The sequence below is a fragment of the Streptomyces sp. NPDC088732 genome (genome assembly GCF_044751205.1).
GTDB lineage: Bacteria > Actinomycetota > Actinomycetes > Streptomycetales > Streptomycetaceae > Actinacidiphila.
This window is the reverse complement of the sequence record NZ_JBIVLI010000025.1, coordinates 96,304-113,355: the sequence shown is the minus strand read 5'-3', so window position 1 is coordinate 113,355 and position 17,052 is coordinate 96,304. Positions and strand designations below refer to the sequence as shown.

The 17,052-nt window shown below is 69.1% G+C and carries 25 protein-coding genes; 15 read left to right on the top strand and 10 right to left on the bottom strand.

The features are described 5' to 3' along the window. The first annotated feature begins 5 nt into the window (after positions 1–5). From ACIP9H_RS34045 to ACIP9H_RS34015, 7 genes are all read left to right on the top strand, one after another. Complete coding sequence (locus ACIP9H_RS34045) at positions 6–974, top strand: hypothetical protein (RefSeq protein WP_401962906.1); 969 nt, start codon at positions 6–8, stop codon at positions 972–974. Continuing rightward, a complete protein-coding gene (locus ACIP9H_RS34040; RefSeq protein WP_401962903.1) occupies positions 971–1,375 on the top strand; it encodes a hypothetical protein in 405 nt (134 codons plus the stop codon). The genes ACIP9H_RS34045 and ACIP9H_RS34040 overlap by 4 nt, the downstream gene beginning before the upstream one ends. Before the next feature lie 97 nt (positions 1,376–1,472). Continuing rightward, the gene (locus tag ACIP9H_RS34035) at positions 1,473–1,826 is read left to right on the top strand and encodes an HNH endonuclease signature motif containing protein (RefSeq protein ID WP_401962901.1); all 354 of its coding nucleotides are present in this window, start codon (positions 1,473–1,475) and stop codon (positions 1,824–1,826) included. After that, positions 1,823–2,200, top strand: coding sequence for a hypothetical protein (locus ACIP9H_RS34030; protein ID WP_401962898.1), 378 nt, complete (start codon positions 1,823–1,825; stop codon positions 2,198–2,200). The genes ACIP9H_RS34035 and ACIP9H_RS34030 overlap by 4 nt, the downstream gene beginning before the upstream one ends. After that, positions 2,197–2,598, top strand: coding sequence for a hypothetical protein (locus ACIP9H_RS34025; protein WP_401962895.1), 402 nt, complete (start codon positions 2,197–2,199; stop codon positions 2,596–2,598). The genes ACIP9H_RS34030 and ACIP9H_RS34025 overlap by 4 nt, the downstream gene beginning before the upstream one ends. Further along, positions 2,595–2,852 (top strand): hypothetical protein, encoded by a 258-nt coding sequence (locus tag ACIP9H_RS34020; RefSeq protein ID WP_401962893.1) that lies wholly within the window; start codon positions 2,595–2,597, stop codon positions 2,850–2,852. Before ACIP9H_RS34025 ends, ACIP9H_RS34020 begins: the two co-directional genes overlap by 4 nt. A 106-nt stretch (positions 2,853–2,958) precedes the next feature. Then, positions 2,959–3,555: a hypothetical protein gene (locus ACIP9H_RS34015; RefSeq protein WP_401962890.1), complete on the top strand. Its 597-nt coding sequence runs from the start codon at positions 2,959–2,961 to the stop codon at positions 3,553–3,555. Positions 3,556–3,868: 313 nt separating this feature from the next. On the opposite strand, the gene ACIP9H_RS34010 is transcribed toward ACIP9H_RS34015, so the two are convergent. Next, positions 3,869–4,015: a hypothetical protein gene (locus ACIP9H_RS34010; protein ID WP_401962888.1), complete on the bottom strand. Its 147-nt coding sequence runs from the start codon at positions 4,013–4,015 to the stop codon at positions 3,869–3,871. A 189-nt stretch (positions 4,016–4,204) separates the two neighbouring features. On the opposite strand from ACIP9H_RS34010, the gene ACIP9H_RS34005 reads away from it, so the two are divergent. The 7 genes from ACIP9H_RS34005 to ACIP9H_RS33975 all read left to right on the top strand — a co-directional run bounded on the left by ACIP9H_RS34005 (position 4,205) and on the right by ACIP9H_RS33975 (position 9,473). After that, on the top strand, positions 4,205–4,471 hold the full coding sequence (locus ACIP9H_RS34005) for a hypothetical protein (protein ID WP_401962887.1): 267 nt from the start codon (positions 4,205–4,207) through the stop codon (positions 4,469–4,471). After that, a complete protein-coding gene (locus ACIP9H_RS34000; protein WP_401962884.1) occupies positions 4,468–4,866 on the top strand; it encodes a hypothetical protein in 399 nt (132 codons plus the stop codon). Before ACIP9H_RS34005 ends, ACIP9H_RS34000 begins: the two co-directional genes overlap by 4 nt. A 200-nt stretch (positions 4,867–5,066) precedes the next feature. Next, a complete protein-coding gene (locus tag ACIP9H_RS33995; RefSeq protein ID WP_401962882.1) occupies positions 5,067–6,863 on the top strand; it encodes a hypothetical protein in 1,797 nt (598 codons plus the stop codon). A 112-nt stretch (positions 6,864–6,975) separates the two neighbouring features. After that, entirely contained in the window at positions 6,976–7,989 is a 1,014-nt protein-coding gene (locus ACIP9H_RS33990; RefSeq protein WP_401962879.1) for a hypothetical protein, read from the top strand. 30 nt (positions 7,990–8,019) lie between these two features. After that, the gene (locus ACIP9H_RS33985; protein WP_401962876.1) at positions 8,020–8,253 is read left to right on the top strand and encodes a DUF1778 domain-containing protein; all 234 of its coding nucleotides are present in this window, start codon (positions 8,020–8,022) and stop codon (positions 8,251–8,253) included. Positions 8,254–8,327: 74 nt separating this feature from the next. Further along, entirely contained in the window at positions 8,328–8,972 is a 645-nt protein-coding gene (locus ACIP9H_RS33980) for a hypothetical protein (protein WP_401962873.1), read from the top strand. Positions 8,973–9,119: 147 nt separating this feature from the next. Further along, entirely contained in the window at positions 9,120–9,473 is a 354-nt protein-coding gene (locus ACIP9H_RS33975; RefSeq protein ID WP_401962870.1) for a hypothetical protein, read from the top strand. Positions 9,474–9,552: 79 nt separating this feature from the next. Here ACIP9H_RS33975 and ACIP9H_RS33970 read toward each other — a convergent pair whose 3' ends face one another. The 4 genes from ACIP9H_RS33970 to ACIP9H_RS33955 all read right to left on the bottom strand — a co-directional run bounded on the left by ACIP9H_RS33970 (position 9,553) and on the right by ACIP9H_RS33955 (position 12,727). Next, a complete protein-coding gene (locus tag ACIP9H_RS33970; protein WP_401962867.1) occupies positions 9,553–10,503 on the bottom strand; it encodes a hypothetical protein in 951 nt (316 codons plus the stop codon). A 409-nt stretch (positions 10,504–10,912) separates the two neighbouring features. Further along, complete coding sequence (locus ACIP9H_RS33965; protein WP_401962865.1) at positions 10,913–11,200, bottom strand: hypothetical protein; 288 nt, start codon at positions 11,198–11,200, stop codon at positions 10,913–10,915. Beyond that, positions 11,200–12,189 (bottom strand): hypothetical protein, encoded by a 990-nt coding sequence (locus tag ACIP9H_RS33960; RefSeq protein ID WP_401962862.1) that lies wholly within the window; start codon positions 12,187–12,189, stop codon positions 11,200–11,202. Before ACIP9H_RS33960 ends, ACIP9H_RS33965 begins: the two co-directional genes overlap by 1 nt. Positions 12,190–12,331: 142 nt before the next feature. After that, positions 12,332–12,727, bottom strand: coding sequence for a hypothetical protein (locus ACIP9H_RS33955; protein ID WP_401962859.1), 396 nt, complete (start codon positions 12,725–12,727; stop codon positions 12,332–12,334). A 320-nt stretch (positions 12,728–13,047) separates the two neighbouring features. Between ACIP9H_RS33955 and ACIP9H_RS33950 the strand changes: the two genes are divergently transcribed. Further along, positions 13,048–13,317, top strand: a complete 270-nt coding sequence (locus ACIP9H_RS33950; protein ID WP_401962856.1) for a hypothetical protein — start codon at positions 13,048–13,050, stop codon at positions 13,315–13,317. A 112-nt stretch (positions 13,318–13,429) separates the two neighbouring features. Here ACIP9H_RS33950 and ACIP9H_RS33945 read toward each other — a convergent pair whose 3' ends face one another. From ACIP9H_RS33945 to ACIP9H_RS33925, 5 genes are all read right to left on the bottom strand, one after another. Continuing rightward, positions 13,430–14,608: a tyrosine-type recombinase/integrase gene (locus ACIP9H_RS33945; protein ID WP_401962853.1), complete on the bottom strand. Its 1,179-nt coding sequence runs from the start codon at positions 14,606–14,608 to the stop codon at positions 13,430–13,432. Then, on the bottom strand, positions 14,605–14,991 hold the full coding sequence (locus tag ACIP9H_RS33940; RefSeq protein ID WP_401962850.1) for a hypothetical protein: 387 nt from the start codon (positions 14,989–14,991) through the stop codon (positions 14,605–14,607). Before ACIP9H_RS33940 ends, ACIP9H_RS33945 begins: the two co-directional genes overlap by 4 nt. Next, positions 14,988–15,857 (bottom strand): hypothetical protein, encoded by an 870-nt coding sequence (locus ACIP9H_RS33935; protein WP_401962847.1) that lies wholly within the window; start codon positions 15,855–15,857, stop codon positions 14,988–14,990. The genes ACIP9H_RS33940 and ACIP9H_RS33935 overlap by 4 nt, the downstream gene beginning before the upstream one ends. Positions 15,858–15,955: 98 nt before the next feature. Next, complete coding sequence (locus ACIP9H_RS33930; protein WP_401962844.1) at positions 15,956–16,393, bottom strand: hypothetical protein; 438 nt, start codon at positions 16,391–16,393, stop codon at positions 15,956–15,958. Then, positions 16,393–16,881, bottom strand: a complete 489-nt coding sequence (locus ACIP9H_RS33925) for a hypothetical protein (protein WP_401962841.1) — start codon at positions 16,879–16,881, stop codon at positions 16,393–16,395. Before ACIP9H_RS33925 ends, ACIP9H_RS33930 begins: the two co-directional genes overlap by 1 nt. Positions 16,882–17,052: the final 171 nt, after the last annotated feature.

The window sequence follows — 17,052 nt, the reverse complement described above, 5'->3', positions numbered from 1 at the left end:
GCGCCATGACTTCAATCTCTGCCACGCCCTTGACCCGGTACGCCCGTCTTGCCGACCGCGCCCGCTCCGCGGTCGAGGACAACGTCGCCGCGGTGGTGAGCGAGCACGCCGGCCGCGAAGCCGTAGCGGTCCAGCTCGAGCAGCTCCGCGGCTACCCTGCTGCGCTCCGCCGTACGACTCTGTCCGCCCTCGGCGACTACGACGTGTTCGAGCTGATGCTCATGTCCCAGGTGCGGTACGGCACCCCGTACGCGCTCTGGCGCGACACCCCGTCCGGGTTCGCCGAGGACGTCCTCGGCGAGGCCCTGTTCGCGCAGCAGCGGGCCCTCCTCGACGCCACTGTGACCTCGCCCCGGGTCGCTGCGGCCATGTGCTTCGGCTCCGGCAAGAGCCACCAGGTGGCGCTCCTGGCTCTGTGGCACCGCGCGGTCCGCGCCAAGGACGAAGGCATGACGGTGGTCGTCGTGCCGCACAAGACGTCCTGCGAGGACCTGCACCAGATCCTGACCATGCTCTCCCAGGCGAACAAGGTGCCGTACGACCACCCGGCGGTTTATCTCACCGTGCCCAACGACTGGCGGGTCCTGGCCGGCATCCACTCGCCGGACACGATGATCGTCGTGTCGGACGCGGGCAACCTCCGCCCTGTGCAGGGCAAGGCCGTCGAGCAGATCCTCAGCTCATCGGTCCGGCTCGTCGCCGTCGGCACTCCGAACGAGGAACCGGGGACCTGGTTCGAGGACCTGGCGCAGCGCTCGTCCACCTACGCCATGCGCATGTCCCTCTTGGACCTGCCCAGCATCACGGGGGAGGCATGCGGGCAGTGCCGGGGCTGCCACGACCCCCGGCCGCACTCCCCGGCCCTGCACATGGCGGACGCCCAGTGGGCGCAGCGCAGCATTGCCCTGTACGGGTACGACCACCCCAAGATCACCGCCCGGTTCCCGTTCGAGACCGCCAGGAGCGAGCGATGACGCTCAAGCACATCTACGGTGGTGTGTCCGTCCACCACCGGCGGATCACGGGCGACGGGATCACGTGGAGGTCCTGGTCCACGGTCGGCCTGCCCGTCGAATTCTGCTTCTCGACGGTGACCCAGACCGCCGAAGTGTTCTACGGCCCGGCCGGCTCACGACCGCCGGGCCTGTGGCTGCGCGTGCTGCGCGCCGTGGCAAAGAGCAACGGCCGTACCACCGTGGCCTACTGCCCGGACCTGCCGCCCTACGTGGACGGGTTCGGGATGGCCGTACCGCGCTTCTCCGTCGCACTGACCTGGACCACCCGCCGCCACACCCGGACTGTCGCCGACCACTTCGCTCACCCCTGCCAGGCCTGCACCGCCGAGGGATGGCGGCCGGCGGACCCCGCGACGTAAGGCACAGCCACCGTCCACTGTCCCGACCTGGTCCCACGCGCTGCCCTGGGCAGCGACTCAGCCGCCCGGCGCGTGGGGCAGGACGGAGACCAGTGCCGTGGCACGACGCCGGACCGGGCCCACCCCAGTGGTGCGGGCCCTCGTCTACGACCGGGACGGCGGCGCCTGCGTGCGCTGCGCGTCCCGGCAGGACCTGACCATCCACCACCGGGTGAACCGGGGCATGGGCGGCGCCCGGGAGCCGTGGATCAACCAGGCGCACAACCTGCTGCTGACGTGCACCGTGTGCAACGGCTGGTTCGAGGACAACCCGCGGGAGTCGTACGAGGCCGGGTGGAAGGTCCGCCGGCCGCAGCTCCCCGCCGAGGTCGAGGTGCTGTACCCCGACGGCCGCCTGTACGTGCTCAGCCCGGACGGTGTCCGCGCCACGACCGTGGGAGCTGCCCGATGACCGCCCCCGGCAGGCTCTGGAGCCTAGCCCGGTGGGCGTGGGCCGCCTTCTACGCCCTCTCGCTGTGGCGAGCGCACGTCGGGCTCGTAGCCGCCTGCCTCGCAGCCGATCTGTGGATGTTCGGCCACTACGGCGTGCGGCGGGCCCGGTTCTTCGACGTCGGCCGGTTCACGGCGGGCGCGTGGCCCGTCATGGAGTGGGAGCGGCCCCTGATCTTCGCCATGGCGTTCCTGCGGCACGGACCCGGGCCTGACGCCCCGCGGTGCGGCCTCGAGGTCGTGGTGGGCCGGGTGAGCCTCGGCGTGTTCGCGCTGCTCCCGCGGGCCGAGTGGGCGGAGTTCAAGGCCAAGCAGAAGGAGAAGACGACCCGATGAAGTTTCGACGTCCCCGCGGGCACTGGACGCTGCCCCTCACGCACCACTGGTTCCTGGTGTCCAATCCTGTGAAGCACCGGTGGCGCGTGCACATCGGGCGGAACGTGGACGGGCGGACCCGCTCCGTCAAGGTCTGCGTGCTGGGCCGCCTGTTCGCCCTGCTCTCCGACCCGACACCGTGCGGCAGCCGCGCCGGCACGAGCTGGTTCAAGGACTTCGGGCGCTGGTCGGTCGGCGGATGGCGCACCGGCAGGACGGTGCCGGTCAGTTCCGGCTGGGCAACGGCCGGCAACAGCCGGGTCGGCGTGTACGTCACGGTCGCGTCCCGCACCTTCCTCCTCTTCGCGATGCTGACCCGGGCCGAGTACCGGGCGAACAAGAAGGCGGTACAGCAGTGAGAAAGCGCATCGTCGTCAGACGACGTCTGCGCCGGTCGCGAGGCCTGCGCCTGGGCCCGTGGATGCTGCTGTGCTCGCCGATCCCGCAGGGCCCCAAGCTGGGCTTCGGGCGGATCGCCGCCACGAACACCCCGCGCAAGCCGCTCCCCGGGCAGGCCGTGGCATGGGACGGGCAGGGCTGGGTCCTGATCGTCGCCGGCGTCTCGTTCTCGGTTCTCCGGTGCCGGCATGTGCGCCTCGAGTCGACTGCATGACAGCACACACCTGTCGCTGTACCATTCTCGGCAGCGCGACGGGATGGGGTTGCCCCAGCCGCCGCCAGGCGCACCACAGCGCCACCGCCGATACGGAGACGCCACCATGCCCAAGGCTGGCACCTACTCGACCCGCAGGATCGCAGTACCCGACTACGACGTCATCAAGCGCACCGCCGAGCAGGCCGTCAAGGACCAGCTCGGCGCCCTGGCACGCCCCGACGACCGCGTGGAGCGGGCCGCCGAGATCATCCGCCAGGCCGACGCCGAGATCGCTCTGCACGTCGACGACCGCAACGCTGCGACCGCCTCCCTGTGGTTCTACGAGCACACGCTGGGCCTGGCGCGAGCCCTCGGTGTCAACAAGAACGCGTACCGGGAGATCCTCGCGAAGGCGCTGACCGGCGACCCGAAGGGCGAGCTGCCCGGCGACCTGGACGCCGAAGGCCTGGCGAAGGTCGCCACCGCGGCCGGCGTTCCCCGGATCGAGGACGCCGGCGACAAACTGCCGGAGCTGGCGCGGATCGTCGCCGCGGCGCGCGCTCGCCGGACCGCCGCGGTGCCGTTCATGCAGGACGCCGCCCTGGCGCTGTCGGAGGAGCCGTACTCCTGGGACGGCGAGCGGATTGCGGCGCACGCCAACGTCGCGGTCAAACTGATCTGGCAGCACTGGGCAGCCGCCCGCCGGCGCCGCGAGCACTGACCTGCAGCGTTGTCCCACCTGAACCGGCCCCGAACCACCGGGGCCGGTTTTTCAGGCTCCGGTCACCGGGGCCTGAAAAACCGTCTTCCGGTGAACCGGGGCCCGGACACCCGGATCCCGGCGAACCGGGTCCCGGTAGAACAGGCCCCTTTAGTAACAAGATCACGCACTCCCATGAAGTAGCTTCCGATGCCCTCGCTTCGCTCAGGCATCGGCGGGGTGTCCGCCTCGAGGAGCTTCCCGCGATGATCACAAGCGGGCCGGCCGCCCGGCCGCGCTGCCGTTCTCGCGCGACCGGGCGCCTGCCGGGCCGTCACAGCTTGAGGTACGCCATGGCGGCCATGAACGCGGCCAGGCCGACGCCAAGAGCCGGGATCAGGTGCGGGCGAGCCACGGCGAGCGCCACGGCGAACACGGCGACCAGCACGGCTATGGCGGTGGTGTTGCGATCGTTGGACACGGGTCCCCTCCCAGGGAGCCCCCCGGTACCTCCGGGCGGCCAGCAGGACGACACCACGCCAGGGTCCAAGCCCCGCAAGTCGTCGTCCTCTGGCCGAAAGTGCCGACCAGGGAGGGGTCCTGCATTCACCGCCACCAGTGCCGCCGGGCGCCGGTGTCACAGAATCCGGCCGGCGGCGTTCCTCTCACCGTGACGACGAACATGCCCTCGCTGCCCGCGCTGTCCCGGAACTTCTACGAGGCCCGCCGGGAGGTCCTGGCCGCGGCCGGGGTCACGGCCACGCCCTGGTACCAACTTTCCGCCGAGGAGCGCCAGGTCGTCGACGCGGAAACCCGCATCATCATCGAGGCGCTGCGGCGTACGCAGGTCGAGCAGGAGGCCCGCGAAGCTGTCCTCGCCCGTCACCGCGCCCACCAGGGCCAGGAGCAGCCCGTCCCGGCCGCGGCTGCGGCATGACACTCTCCGGAGGCGCCCTCAGCCACGTGCACAGGCTGTTCTGGGACGAGCTGGGCATGTGCGCCTGCGGGGACCCGGACACGGCCCGGGTCCTCGTCCGTGACCTCCTCGCCCTGGCCCCGTTCCACGAGCACCCCCGCGCCGAAGTAGTCGCGCTCATCGGCACCGAGGGCGCGTTCCACCTGGTGCTGACCATGCTCGAGAACGTCGGCCTCATCGACCACGGGTTCACGCTCAACGGATCGTGGCTGACCGACAAGGGCCGGTGGTACCTGCAGGCGCTGCAGCAGATCGACGACTGGTCGGTGATCGACGCCGACGGCATCGGCTCCCCGGAGCACGAGTGCACCGACGCGTGCTGGACCGCGGCGGTTTCCGCCCAGCCACCGCTGTAACGAACTCCGGCGGCCGACGTACTACAGGGTGCGGCCGGCTCTCCTCCGTGGCGGAGCCGGACTGAGACTCCGACGCAGGACGCGGGACCGATGGCTGGTCACCGGGTCTGCGCCGGTTGGCCCGCGGTTTGGCCGGGGTCTGGGCATGGGCCCCGGCCAGACCGCGACACAAGCGCCCGGCGCGCTGCACCGTCCCGGTCATGTCCCGCACGCCGCCCCCGCCGCCCCCGCGCTCCCGCGTGGTCCCTCCGGCCCGTGAGCTGCGGAACGGACGTCAGCCCGGCGTCACCTCCCGCGACGCCGCGAACGTCGCCGACATCCTGCTCAGGGCGCCCGCCAGCGCCCGCCGCCACGCCTTCAAGCACGAGATCACCGGCCGGGAGCGCCCCCACGTCCTGCGGGAAGTCCAGCGGGCCACCGGCTCCCTGTACGGACTCTGGCACGACACCCCGTCCGGGTTCATCGAAGACGTGTTGGGGGAGTCCATCTGGAGCCGGCAGCGCGACATCGTCGACGCCGTCCCGTTCCACAAGCGGATCGCGGTCCCCGCCGGCTTCGGTGTCGGCAAGACCTGGATCGCGGGCCGCCTGGTCGCGTGGGCCGGGGCCGTGAACCCGCCCGGGACCATGGTCATCGTCACCACCGCGACCCGCTTCCGGCAGGTCCGCAACCAGCTCTGGCCACACATCCGCAAGACCGTCGCCCGCGCAGGCCTCCCCGGATACTGCGACACCACGCAGTGGAAGATCCCCGACGAGTGGGGCAACGACGTCATCGTCGCCTACGGCTTCACCGCCCCCGAGGGCGACGAGGCCGCCATGCAGGGCATCCACGGCACGCCCAAGCTCCTCATCGTCGTCGACGAGGCCGGAGGTATCGCCCGCGGCATCGGCAACGGCACGAACAACTTGCTGACCGGTGACGCCCGCATGCTGGCGATCGGCAACCCAGCGATGGATGACCCGCGGAGCTGGTTCGAGACCCTCTGCGAGGAAGGCGAAGACCCGGAGGAACCGTCGACGGTCACGATCCCCATCGCCACGTTCGACAGCCCCGCGATCACCAAGGAGCGCGTCCCCTACTGCAACGATTGCGCCACCGGAGTGCCGGCGCACTCGCTCGCGACGCACCTGCCCGACATGGACTGGGTCAACCGCACGGTCCGCGAGTACGGCGACGACCACCCGTACGTGATCGCGAAGGTCCACGCGCGGTTCCCCAAGGGCGGCGGCAACCTGGCCATCCCGACCACCTGGGTCGAGGACGCCCAGAACAACGACGACCCCACCGGTCCCGGCTGGCACCGCCTGTGCGACCTCGGCCTCGAGGGAGAGACCGCCACCCACACCGTGCGGGAAGGCTCCTGGATCCGCCTCGGCGTCGACGTCGCCGCTGACGGAGGCGATGAGTTCACCATCTACCGCGTCGTCGGCGACGCCGTCGAGCACCGCCACCACTCCAGCGGCGCCGACAACGCCAACCAGGTCAAGGTCGCCGAGAAGATCCTCGACGAGATCAAACAGGCGCAGCGCCTGGCCAAGGCGATCGGCTCCCACCACCCGGTGCGCGTCAAGATCGACAAGAACGGCATCGGCCACGGCGCGACGAGCATGCTCGAGGTATGGGGCGAGAACGGCACCCACAAGGCGCAGATCGTCGGCGTCATGGTGTCGGAGTCCCCGCTGCAGGACGACCCGGGCGCCATCATGCGGCCGTACCGCAAACGCGACGAGATGTGGCTCGCCACGCGCGCGCTGCTCCAGCCCGACCCGTCGACGGGCACCGGCCGGCTCCGCCTGCGCGTCGACCGCCACGCCGGCATCCAGCTCTCCACGCCGAAGCTGCTGTCGAACACCGGCGGCTACACCCAGATCGAGTCGAAGAAGGTCATGAAGGCCCGCGGCATGAAAAGCCCCGACCGCGCCGAAGCCGTGCTCCTGGCCCTGTACGAGCCCGAGCCGATCAACCCGCCGCGCCGCCGAGGCCTGCTGAACTAGCGCGCGTCCACCGACTGGACCAGGTCGCAACTCCCGCGCCCACTACATCACTTCCAACAGGTGTACACCCCGGGCCCGCAAAACGGCTGCAAAGCAGGCACACTCTAGGGCTATGAGTCCGTCCGCCCCCCTCCTGGCCGGCGCCCAAGCCGACCGCCCGACGCCCGCCGCGCTGACCGCCGTGCCCTCGCCCGCCACGGCCCTCACCGAGCTGGAGCGCGTCCTCGACGTGTTCCGCACGGTCAACCGCACCGCCAAGGACGTCGTCTCGGACTCCCGCCTGCAGCAGCTCGAATGGGTCGCCACGGAACTGGCCCTCGCCCTACCCCTCGGCCTCACCGAGACCGCCGGCGACTCCCTGGCCGAACTCCTCGCGCCCGCGGCCGTCGACGCCTACCTCCTCCTCGGCCGCGGCGGGCACCTGCGCAGCATGCCCACCGTCTCCACCGACCCCACCAGCGTCGCCGCGTCCGAGCGCATCCGGATCTACTGCCTCGAGGCGCTCGCCCGCCAGGCGAAGCTCCCGTTCGAGACGCCCGCCGTACCGCCGAGCACGCCCCGCCCGACGGTCTCCCCGCAGTTCGCCGAAATGATCACCAAATACCTGGAGGCCGAGGCCGGCAAGTGGCCGTCAGACCGCCGCCCCGACGCCATCGTGCGCGGCCTGGCCATGTGGAGCGTCATGCGCGACACCCTGCCCCGCCTGGGCGAGCTGGAGTCGATGCGCCTGTCCGACCTCGTCCTGACCGACGACACCCGCACGCTGCGCATCATCCGGCAGCCACAGGGCGGACTGCGCGGCCGGATGCCGGAGCCCGAGACCGTGCACCTCAGCGAGGACACCGCCACCCACCTGGCCGAGTGGCTCAAGCTCCGCAAGGTCCTGATCCCCCGCCTGGGCGGGGGCGTGCCCACCCACCTGTGGCTGTCGGTCTACCCCAACCCCGACTCCGGCGTCCCGATCCACCGCCGCGGCATCTCCCGCTGGTACAAGAAGATCGCCGACGCCATCCAGGTCCAGCAGGACGCCCAGGACGTCCCGGAGCACGAACTGGCCCCGACCCGCTGGGAGACGATGCGCCGCACGCTCCTCGCACAGCGCCAGGCAGCCCGAGAACGCGCCTGACGGCCGCCAGGGCGCTGATACCGTCCCCGCATGACCGTTGCCCACGCTCAGGCCCTGGCAGTGCCCCTCACGGCCGCCCAGCAGGACCAGGTGCAGCGCGCCGCAGCGACCGCCGGAAAGAGCGTCGAGGAGTTCATGCTCACCGCGGTCCTCGACGCCGCACAGGATCCGTTCCTCGCCGCCCTCGAGCAGGCCGTCGATACCCTCGTCGCCCGGGACACCGCCCCCATCCGGCACGACTACGCGGCCGACGACGCCCCGTAACGATCGAGTCCGCGTTCCGCACCAGGTCGGCAACGACCGCCGGACATGCCGCATTCGGCCATCAAAGTGCCCACGTGCAAACACTGATGGACTTCTTTCACCGGCACACCGCGTACGCGGACAAGGTCTTCGACCTGGTCAACGCCGGCATCATCGCGCTCATCACGTGGGGACTGACCAAGCGCGCCCAGATCCGCTCCGACCGTGAAGCAGAGAAGGCGCTCCTACGCGTCCAGGCCGATGCGCTGACGATCGCGGCCGGAGACCTGCAGGGAGCCGAAGCGGCCGGCTATCTCCTCTGGGATCGGCCGCTTGAGCAACTCCGGACCATCTTCCTGGCGGGCTTGATCGGGCAGGGACGGCTATTCGGGAAGGGCGGGAGATCCGATTGGCCTGGCATCGCGGCCGGCCTGAGTGATGCCGGAGAGTTCATCGGCAGGGAGCGCCTGGCCGGGAAACAGTTCGCGATGACGCTTCGTGAGCCCGTGATGCGCCTCGCTACAGCCGCTGCGCCCCTGGTACGGCACTCGGACACCGCGGTTGCCACCGCCGCCCAGAAAGTTGTCGCCGTAGCAATCGACACCAAGGACAAGAGGCGCAAGACGCGGATGGACGAGGCGCTCGAGGAGTTCAACCGAGCCGTTCGCAGGTACCTGGAGCCCAGCCCCACCTTGTGGGCCCGGATCCGTAGGCGCACCGAGACAGAGACATCCGCCTGATCACGGGAACACAGAAGGGCCCGATACCGACGGGGGGCAGTATCGGGCCCGCCGTTCACCGTAGCGCGGGAACGACTGTCCTGTGCCAACTACCCTCGCTCCGCTGCCGCGCCCTGAGTGTCAGTGGTGCCCCGTAGGCTCCGCCACATGGGTACCTCTGACAACGAGTACAGGGACTACGACCGTCGCGCCGGCGCCGTCCTGGTCAACCTCTACAACCACTCGAAGGCCGGTGGCGCACACGCCGGAGAAACGGTCACCGCGCCGTACCAGGATCTGCTGGACGCCGCGGAGGCCACATTCCGGTCGGGCATGGAGAGCGGCGACGTGGAGAAGGCCGTGCAGGGCTGGAACGAACTCACCGAGGTGACGGCCCACATCGCGCACGCCAACGCCCGAATCGGCACGCTCCTGTTGGCCACCGCTGTGAACTACCTGGAAGAGACCCCCGAGAACCTGATCGAGCAGGTGTACGTGGAGCTCGAGAAGAACCGCTCCTGACACACAGAAGTGAAACCCGAGGGGCCGCCATCCTGCGATGGCGGCCCCTTGCTGTGACGGTCGGCGGCACCTGCGGCAACTACGCGTCGGCATCCTTCGCATGAAGGGCGCGTTCAGCCGTACGTGCCTGCTCCTGCGCCTCGCGGAGCTGCTCCTTCACCGCGTCCAGCTCATTGCGCAGCTCGTCGACCCGGGTCTCCTGGCCCTCCAGCCGCTTGGTGGTGCGCTCCAGCTCGGACTGCAGGCCGGCACGGACCACCTCGGCCGCATCCTTCGCCGCGCTCACCATGGCCTCAGCGTCCCGGCGTGCCTGCCGCGCGGCCTCATCGGCGGCGCGGGCCCGCTCGTTGGCCTCCTCGGCCTTCGCCTGTGCCTCGTCGACCCGGGCCGCCGCGGACGTCTGCGCGTCCTCCAGCGTTCGGGTCATCTCCGCGACCTGGCGCTCCGCCTCGACCTGCGCCTGCGCTGCGCGGTCCTCGGCCGCCCGGACTTCCTCAGCCGTGAGCGCCCGGATCGCGGCGATCTCGTCGGCCGCGCCCTGGCGGGCAGCGTTGACGTGCACTTCAGTGTCCCGGTTGGCCTGCTCGACGCGCCGCGCGGCGTCCGCGCGCGCCTCCACCACGGAGGCCTGCGCCGCGGCAACCTGCATGTCGGCTGCGGAGGTGATCCGCTCGGTCTCGGCGGCAAACTCCGTGCGGGCGGCCTCCAGCTCCTCCAACATCTGCTCGGCGGCCTGGTCGGCGGCGTCCTTCTCGTTCTCGGCCGCTTCCTTCGCCTGATCTGCGGTGATCCGGCGAGTGCGTTCCTGGTCGGCGCGGGCTTCGGCCTGCGCGACCCGGGTGTGGGCTTCGCTCTCCACCGCCAGCACCTGGGCCTCGGCCGCCTCCGGGTCCGTGACGGTCTGCAGGAGACCGACGTAGCGCTCGAGGTCGGCGCGCAACCCGTCGACCTTGAGGATCACCTGTTCACGAACGTTGACCGCGTCGGCCGCGGAGGCAGTGACGGGCTTGTCGGGGACCAGCTCCTCCACGGCGCCGGCCTTGCCCGCGGACTCGGCCCGACGCTTGGCCCGCCAGGCGGTGCCGGCGTTGTGGTCGTCGCGGGCACAGTATTCCGGCGCCGGCCCCGGGGCAGAGGGGTCCTTCTTCGGCTCTCGCGGTTCCCCGCATCCAGGGAACTTGCACGTCACCTGTGCCGCGCTCGCCCCGGCCGGAGCTTCGGGGGTGGGATCGCTCATGAACTTCGCTCTCCTGGTCGCTGGGGAAGTTCGGTGCCCGAGTTGTACCACATGGATTCGATCCCATTGCATCGCATCACATCTCATCACTGTGATGAGTTGGGATGAGATGTGATGCGATGGGTTGTGCGGCATCCCCGGGACACAAAAACCGCCAGGGACGGTGTCCCTGGCGGGTGTTGGAGACGTCCAACATGGGAGGTCAGGGACGCGCTCCACGAGGGAGCGTCGTCCGTCGGCGGCGCGGCTGTGGAGCTGCGTCGTTCCGTTCGAGAGTCACCTCCTGGTCGTCGACGTCGCGGGCACCACCCGGCCGCGCCTCCAGCAACAGCACCTCCATGTAGACCCGGGCGCCCGGCCCCCGCTTGTTCGGCACCACCGCCACGTTGCCGACCACCACCTCGCCCGAGGCCTGCAGCGCCCGCTCCACCGCAGCCGCGGTCCGCTCCGCCTTGCCCGGGTCGGAGTCCATGAGCCGAATCTGCGACATCAGATCCCCACCTCCGCGGTCGTACGCCGGCGGCCCTGACCCAAGTCCGGTTTGCCGTGCCCGTCTTCGACCCAACGTGCCCGCTCCCACACCGGCTCGGTGCCCTCCGCGATCCGCTGCAGGAGCGCGGCCACGGTGTGGGCGTCGTCGACGGCGGACGCGCTGCGATCCCAGGCGATCGTCCGGATACCGGGCTCGTGGCCCCTGGGCTCGTCGGCGACGGTGGACCACTCATCGCGGGTCCAGGCGAACCAGTGCCGCCACAGGCGCGAGACGTAGGCCGCTTTCTCGCTGCTCTCGCGGTACGGGCTCAACCAGGAGTGGAGGTGGGCGCGTGCACTGCTCAGGTGCTCTCCAGGCGGCGTGACGAGCATGTGCGGGTAGCGGCTGACCGGCCCCATGTCGGTCTCGTGGACGATGCGCTGGCCATCGAGGAGAGCGTCGAGCCGGTCGAGTACGGCCCCACGCTCCACCGTGCCGTACGCCCCGGCCGGGCCCGCGTGCAGCAGCTCCTGGTCGTGGACACGGAGCACGGCGACGGTCTCCGGCTGCGCGTACTCGCCGGGGCCGCCCGCCACCACGACGAGCGCCGCGGCGGGACTGGTGACGATCTCGTGGGCGAACTGCTGGGCACTGGCGTGGTTGGCGTACAGCGCCGCGGCGTACGAGCAGGGCTCGCACCAGCGTCCCCGGCCCAGGGCGTAGTCCCGCTCCGTGCTGCAGCGGCGGCACACGTACTGCAGCGCGCGGGCACGGTCCAGGACCTCGCGCTGCGCCGGCGAGCACGCGCGCTTCTCCACCGCCTCGTCCAGCGGATACAGAGGCGCGTAGGAGTTCCCGTGGTACAGCACCTGCCCGACCGGCGCACCGCCCGGCTTACGTGCCGGGTCCAGGCCTGCGAGCTGCGTCTTGGTGAACAGACCGGCCGGCACGTCAGCCCAGTTGGTGTAGCGCGGCAGTCCAGGGAGCGGTGAAACGTAGGCAGGCACGACAACCTCCAACGGTGAAATCGACTCACCCATATTTAGCCCGCTCCCCGGCGGAAATTCAAGTTATTCAGAACCGCCGCAGGTCGGAATTTGCAGGCCATTAGAAGTGTGCGCGCGAGCCGGAATACTTCTAAGAACGTTCTTACAATTCTCCGGCCTCCGTCGCATCCGGCCGCAGCCAGGGCCCGAAATTTTCCAGCGCCTCCCGGACGATCCGCGGCACTGGAAAGACCTTGTCCACCAGGGCGTCCCGCAGCTCCTGGTCCTCGTCCGACAGATCTAGGCGAGCGAAGGTCAGCCCTCGGTCCTCGAGTTCGGCGAGCGGCCCCTCGCTGACCCGGTACGACGCGGCCCGCATCCTAAGTAGCAGGTCAGACGGCACATCGTAGGCACGCTTCACCAACGTGCCGACGTAGTTCCTGCTCGGCCATCGGCCCGACAGGCTCATGAACTCCTCCTCCCGAGTGGTCAGTGGCGGCCACGGGCCGGCGAGGTCCGGCTCGCTCAGCCGCTGCTCGACCGCGCGCGCCACCAGCACGCCAAGAGGCGGCCACAGCTCACGGCACTGACGCCGAGCCTCCAGCCGAGCATCGACGGGCCGCATTCCCTGGTCCGCCAATTCCCAGGCGCGCTCACTTGCCGCCCGAGAACCCTTCTTCCGGATTGCCGAAAGGCGCGCCGCATGCCTGGCGTCAATGAAAACCGCGTACCTAACTGTGTCCATTACTTACCTCAATTGTAAGAACGTTCTTTCAAATGTTTTGCCGAGGTTGGTGTGTCGTAGGCGAGTGAGAACATCATGCGCGCAGTGCCACAACGTCTCTTCCATCGGCGCTGCAAGAGATGAGAGGCGCACTCGTGGATCACCGCAAGGAATGCCCGCTCTACCCTGTGCACTGGCTCAGGCACGCGGTCGCTGCTGCAGGCCGCGCAACGCAGGACCCGCCAGAGCCGTTCGCCGACAAGGTCTCCGCAGAGGCACTCGTGGACGCCCTCGCGCACTTCGCAGAGTTGAGCGACTGGGAAAGCGTCACGCTGAAGGACATCGCTGTCCACGCCACGTTGATGGACACGCCCACCAATCGCGAGCGCTTCGCGGCGCAATGCCGCTGCCGTAAGGAGGAGTAGCAGTCTGGCTATGCCGGGAGCCCGTCGGAGGTACCGTCGTCGTCCTAGCCGGCGGCCTCCGAGGCTTCATCCAGATTCTCGGGTCCGGCTTGCGGATCTTCGCTGTGGTCGTTCATGAGGGGGCTGTCCTCTCGGGGGCGTACACGGGGATCTTGCTGAACGGGTCGTGCTTGGCGTCCTTGACGGGGCGGACATAGTCGCGGCGCGGGATGGGCGAGCCCTTGGCCCAGCGTCCGGCCTCCTCGAGTTCCTGGTCCGTGGCTTCGGCTTGGGCAAGGTCGGTGGCGCCGCCGGCACGCAGACCGTGGGACGTCACCGGCTGCCCGTTGGTGACCAGCCCGGCCGCTGCGAACCAATGCTTCACCCGCTCGTTGACGACGTGGCCGCGCAGGTAGTCCTCGCGATTGGTAGCCCGAGTGCGTGGCGCGAGCTTCCCGTTTTTCAGCAGGTGCCGGAACAGAGGACCGGTGGTAACGCCTTGTGCCGCGAGATGGGCGAGCCAACGTCGCATCCTGGGAACCAGGTTGAGGTCCGGCCGGTCGTGGAGCGTGATCGTCTGCTCCTCGGTCTTGTGCGTCTTGTCCGCGACCAGCCACACCACGATTCGGTCGTCGAGGACCTTGATGTCCTCGATGTCGAGGTCGACGTCTTCGATGCTTCGCCCGAGGAAGCGATAGCCGAACGCGAACATAGCGGCGTCGCGGATGCCGATCGCCCGGCCGTCTTCCTCGGCCTTGAGCATCATCGGCACCAGGTACGGCATGGTGATGGGGAACGCCTGCTTCCTCCGACTGGCCCGCTTGTTCTTCCGCCGGTAAGCCGCGAGGAGCTGCAGGTACAGGCTGTTGTCCGGCTGCTTGCCCGCAGGCATCGACGTCCGGATCAGGCTCATGTAGTTCCGGATCGTCGACACCTTGAGGTTGCGGTCCATCAGGTGTTGGCCGTACTCCGTGAACGTCGCTGTCGTGCACGGTTTGGCCACCCGCCCGTGCTTCGCACACCAAGCCTCGAATAGGCGCATGGCGGTCTTCCTGGGCGGGGACTCATCGCCACTGCTCTCCTTGAGCGCCGCGGCGGTCTTCTCCGATACGTACAGGTCTCGGTCGGTGTACCTCGGGCCCTGGTCAGCCTCGGTCGGAAGGGCCTGCCCGGGGCGCAGCACGGTGTGCTGGTCGACGAGCGGGCGCCCAGCCGGCATGGGGGCAGTAGGCGCCAGTTCGCCGTCATCGACAAGCTCGGCGTCGACGACCTCGTCGTCGTCCGGGGTCATCACCGCCTTGCTGCTGCTCATGCCGGGGCAGCTTCCTTCTTGGCGGCCCTGTCGAACGACTGCCGGTAGATGTCGAGCAGCATGCCGACCCTAAAGATCAGCTCGTCCGGTGTGGTGTTGGGCGGCATCTGGCCTTCGGTGAGCTGCCTTGCCTGATGCAGGATGGAGCCCAAATTGGGCTGTGTCTTGCTGTAGAGCAGCACGGAAGCGTTCTTGTTCCGGGGAATGCTCGTCGGGAAGTGGCCGACGTCGTGAGCGGCCAGTTCCCTCTCGATTCCCTCGACGATGCGCGCGCCTGCAGCACGCGCGCCGGCCAGGGCGAGCAGCTCGCTGACGTTCCACACGACGTATCCGCCGGAGACACTCAGCATCTCGGGAAGGTTGTCCCATGCGGTTGCGGTCATCGCTCTACTCCTGGGTCGACGGGGGAGGGTTTGGTAAGTGGCACGAATTTGAGGCCGCAGGAGAAGCAGACGCCTACGTCCTCGAGCCGGTCGCTGGCAGTGGCAGCGCCGAGCACGACCACCTTTGCGTAGTCTCGCGACTCATCTCTGCAGATGGGGCAGTCGTCCAGCCCACCGTTATCCACGCCCAGAACGTCGATCAGGTAGTGGGTTGCCAGCTCTGTCGGGGCGTCCCATTTGGCGTTGCAGAACCGACAGCGAAGGTCTGGCTCTCCGACCACTATGGCCATCTGCCTACACGCCGGACAGTGCACCGTGCGGTCGGCGAACTCTCCGACCTCAGCGGCCACGCCATGCATGCGGTCCTTGACGAGGGATTCGATGCGACCGAGGCGTTCCCGGATGCTGTGCATGGTCTGGTCATACTCTTCGCCGAACTGGCTTGAGGCCTCTCGGTCATAAACGAAGCGCTCAATGAAGTCCAGAAGGAAGTTGAGCACGTCGATGGCCTGGCCCTCGATCGCGTACGCCGTGTCCCTATGCCCATAGTGGGTGAAAGCGTTCCTCGTTTTGCCAAGCTTGGTGATGGCTTGGCGGTCAGCCTCGCGGAGGTCGATCCCGGCGATGCCGCTGAGGCGTTCGATGGTCCCGTCCAGGGTCGCGCTGGAAAAGCCGCCGGTGTCAAAGGCCGCTTTAGTCGCCTTCGCCGGGTTGGCAAAGACCAAGCTCCAATGCACTCGAGCAAGCCGAGCCTTAAGCAGCACCTCAGTGGCCGCGTGCAGATGCAGCACTGCGTACTTGAGGTCTCGGTCTCCTGGTGGCGTGTCCTGCGTTAGGTGCGTCACCGCGCTGAGGAGGTAGTCCATCCCGTTACGCACAGGACGAAATTCGACCTCGGGTCGACGTCCCGTCTCCGGCCCGTACGCTGAAGCGTGTCCCTGACGTCCAGCGGGCATCCCCTCTTTCATCGTTCGTCTCCGCTCAGGTCGGCGGTGCCGAACGGGTCGAGGCGCTTGGTCACTGCGATCCAGCTCCCGTCGCGCCGCTGGTACTCCTTGTTCGCGGTCACGTGCCAGCGCACGGGCTTGTCCTGGCCGGCGACGAGGACCATCAGGTACTGGCCCGACGTGTCGACGATCTCGCCCTCCAGGCCGTCGCTGCGGATGTGCCCGCCGATTGCCACGCGCACGCCGTGGCGTTCCTCGAGTGTGTAGTAGCTGCGGATGCGCTCGAGGTCGGCCGTCCGGCGCTGCTGCTCCCAGTACTCGTCTTCCATGCGGTCCTCGCTGATCGGGGGGCTGTCGAAGGCCGTGATGAGGGCCTGGCCGGGCGCTTCCGGGTTCTCGCCTTCCTGGCACAGCGTCTCGGACCAAGCTCGGAGGTCGGTAAGGCTGTCGTGCATCAGGCGGAGGCCTTCCGGTTGACGAGGACGGGGCCGAAGCCGAGCCAGGTGGGGGCGAGGGTGCGCGGGGTTTGCCCGGTCATCGTGGCAGCGGTCCGGATGATGCGGCGGATTCCCTCACGGCGGTCCTCCGGGCTGCGCTCCCCGGCCTGGACGTCGGCGAGAACGGGACGCAGGGCGTAGGCCTGGACGCGGATACGGCCACGCTCGGAGTGCGCGGCATGACGGTCGCCGATGTGCAGCCAGTCCGACGCGTCCAGCCCTGCACCGAGGGCGAGTTGATCGATGCGGTCGCCGAGTGGCTGACCGCCAGCGGTCCAGGCGTACCAGATCCGGGCGCCGCCGTCGGCGCGGTGGAACACGATCCACAGGAACGTCTCGGGCGGATGGTCGTCCAGGAGGCTGTCGACGACGGCCCGCTGCACGGGGGTGGGGTCGCTGCTCGGGGCGACGATGAGCGGCGCATCGAGAGTGCTCGTCCCGGTCACGGTCGCGACTCCGACGACTTGCGCGGCAACTCTTCGCATGACGGCATGTACTCCCCCTGGGGCGTCGGTTGGTGACGGGCACTAGATTACCGACAACAATCACAGTTGTTGTCGGCTACCGCTGGTAACATCGGTACAGTCTTTTTCGAGGGCGGAGAGCACCGCCCGACA

Bases quoted from the DNA above. Each gene is read 5' to 3' on its own strand.
- ACIP9H_RS34045 (WP_401962906.1), top strand. From the start codon at position 6: ATGACTTCAATCTCTGCCACGCCCTTGACCCGGTACGCCCGTCTTGCC.
- ACIP9H_RS34040 (WP_401962903.1), top strand. From the start codon at position 971: ATGACGCTCAAGCACATCTACGGTGGTGTGTCCGTCCACCACCGGCGG.
- ACIP9H_RS34030 (WP_401962898.1), top strand. From the start codon at position 1,823: ATGACCGCCCCCGGCAGGCTCTGGAGCCTAGCCCGGTGGGCGTGGGCC.
- ACIP9H_RS34025 (WP_401962895.1), top strand. From the start codon at position 2,197: ATGAAGTTTCGACGTCCCCGCGGGCACTGGACGCTGCCCCTCACGCAC.
- ACIP9H_RS34015 (WP_401962890.1), top strand. From the start codon at position 2,959: ATGCCCAAGGCTGGCACCTACTCGACCCGCAGGATCGCAGTACCCGAC.
- ACIP9H_RS34000 (WP_401962884.1), top strand. From the start codon at position 4,468: ATGACACTCTCCGGAGGCGCCCTCAGCCACGTGCACAGGCTGTTCTGG.
- ACIP9H_RS33995 (WP_401962882.1), top strand. From the start codon at position 5,067: ATGTCCCGCACGCCGCCCCCGCCGCCCCCGCGCTCCCGCGTGGTCCCT.
- ACIP9H_RS33990 (WP_401962879.1), top strand. From the start codon at position 6,976: ATGAGTCCGTCCGCCCCCCTCCTGGCCGGCGCCCAAGCCGACCGCCCG.
- ACIP9H_RS33985 (WP_401962876.1), top strand. From the start codon at position 8,020: ATGACCGTTGCCCACGCTCAGGCCCTGGCAGTGCCCCTCACGGCCGCC.
- ACIP9H_RS33975 (WP_401962870.1), top strand. From the start codon at position 9,120: ATGGGTACCTCTGACAACGAGTACAGGGACTACGACCGTCGCGCCGGC.
- ACIP9H_RS33965 (WP_401962865.1), bottom strand. From the start codon at position 11,200: ATGTCGCAGATTCGGCTCATGGACTCCGACCCGGGCAAGGCGGAGCGG.
- ACIP9H_RS33945 (WP_401962853.1), bottom strand. From the start codon at position 14,608: ATGAGCAGCAGCAAGGCGGTGATGACCCCGGACGACGACGAGGTCGTC.
- ACIP9H_RS33940 (WP_401962850.1), bottom strand. From the start codon at position 14,991: ATGACCGCAACCGCATGGGACAACCTTCCCGAGATGCTGAGTGTCTCC.
- ACIP9H_RS33935 (WP_401962847.1), bottom strand. From the start codon at position 15,857: ATGGACTACCTCCTCAGCGCGGTGACGCACCTAACGCAGGACACGCCA.
- ACIP9H_RS33930 (WP_401962844.1), bottom strand. From the start codon at position 16,393: ATGCACGACAGCCTTACCGACCTCCGAGCTTGGTCCGAGACGCTGTGC.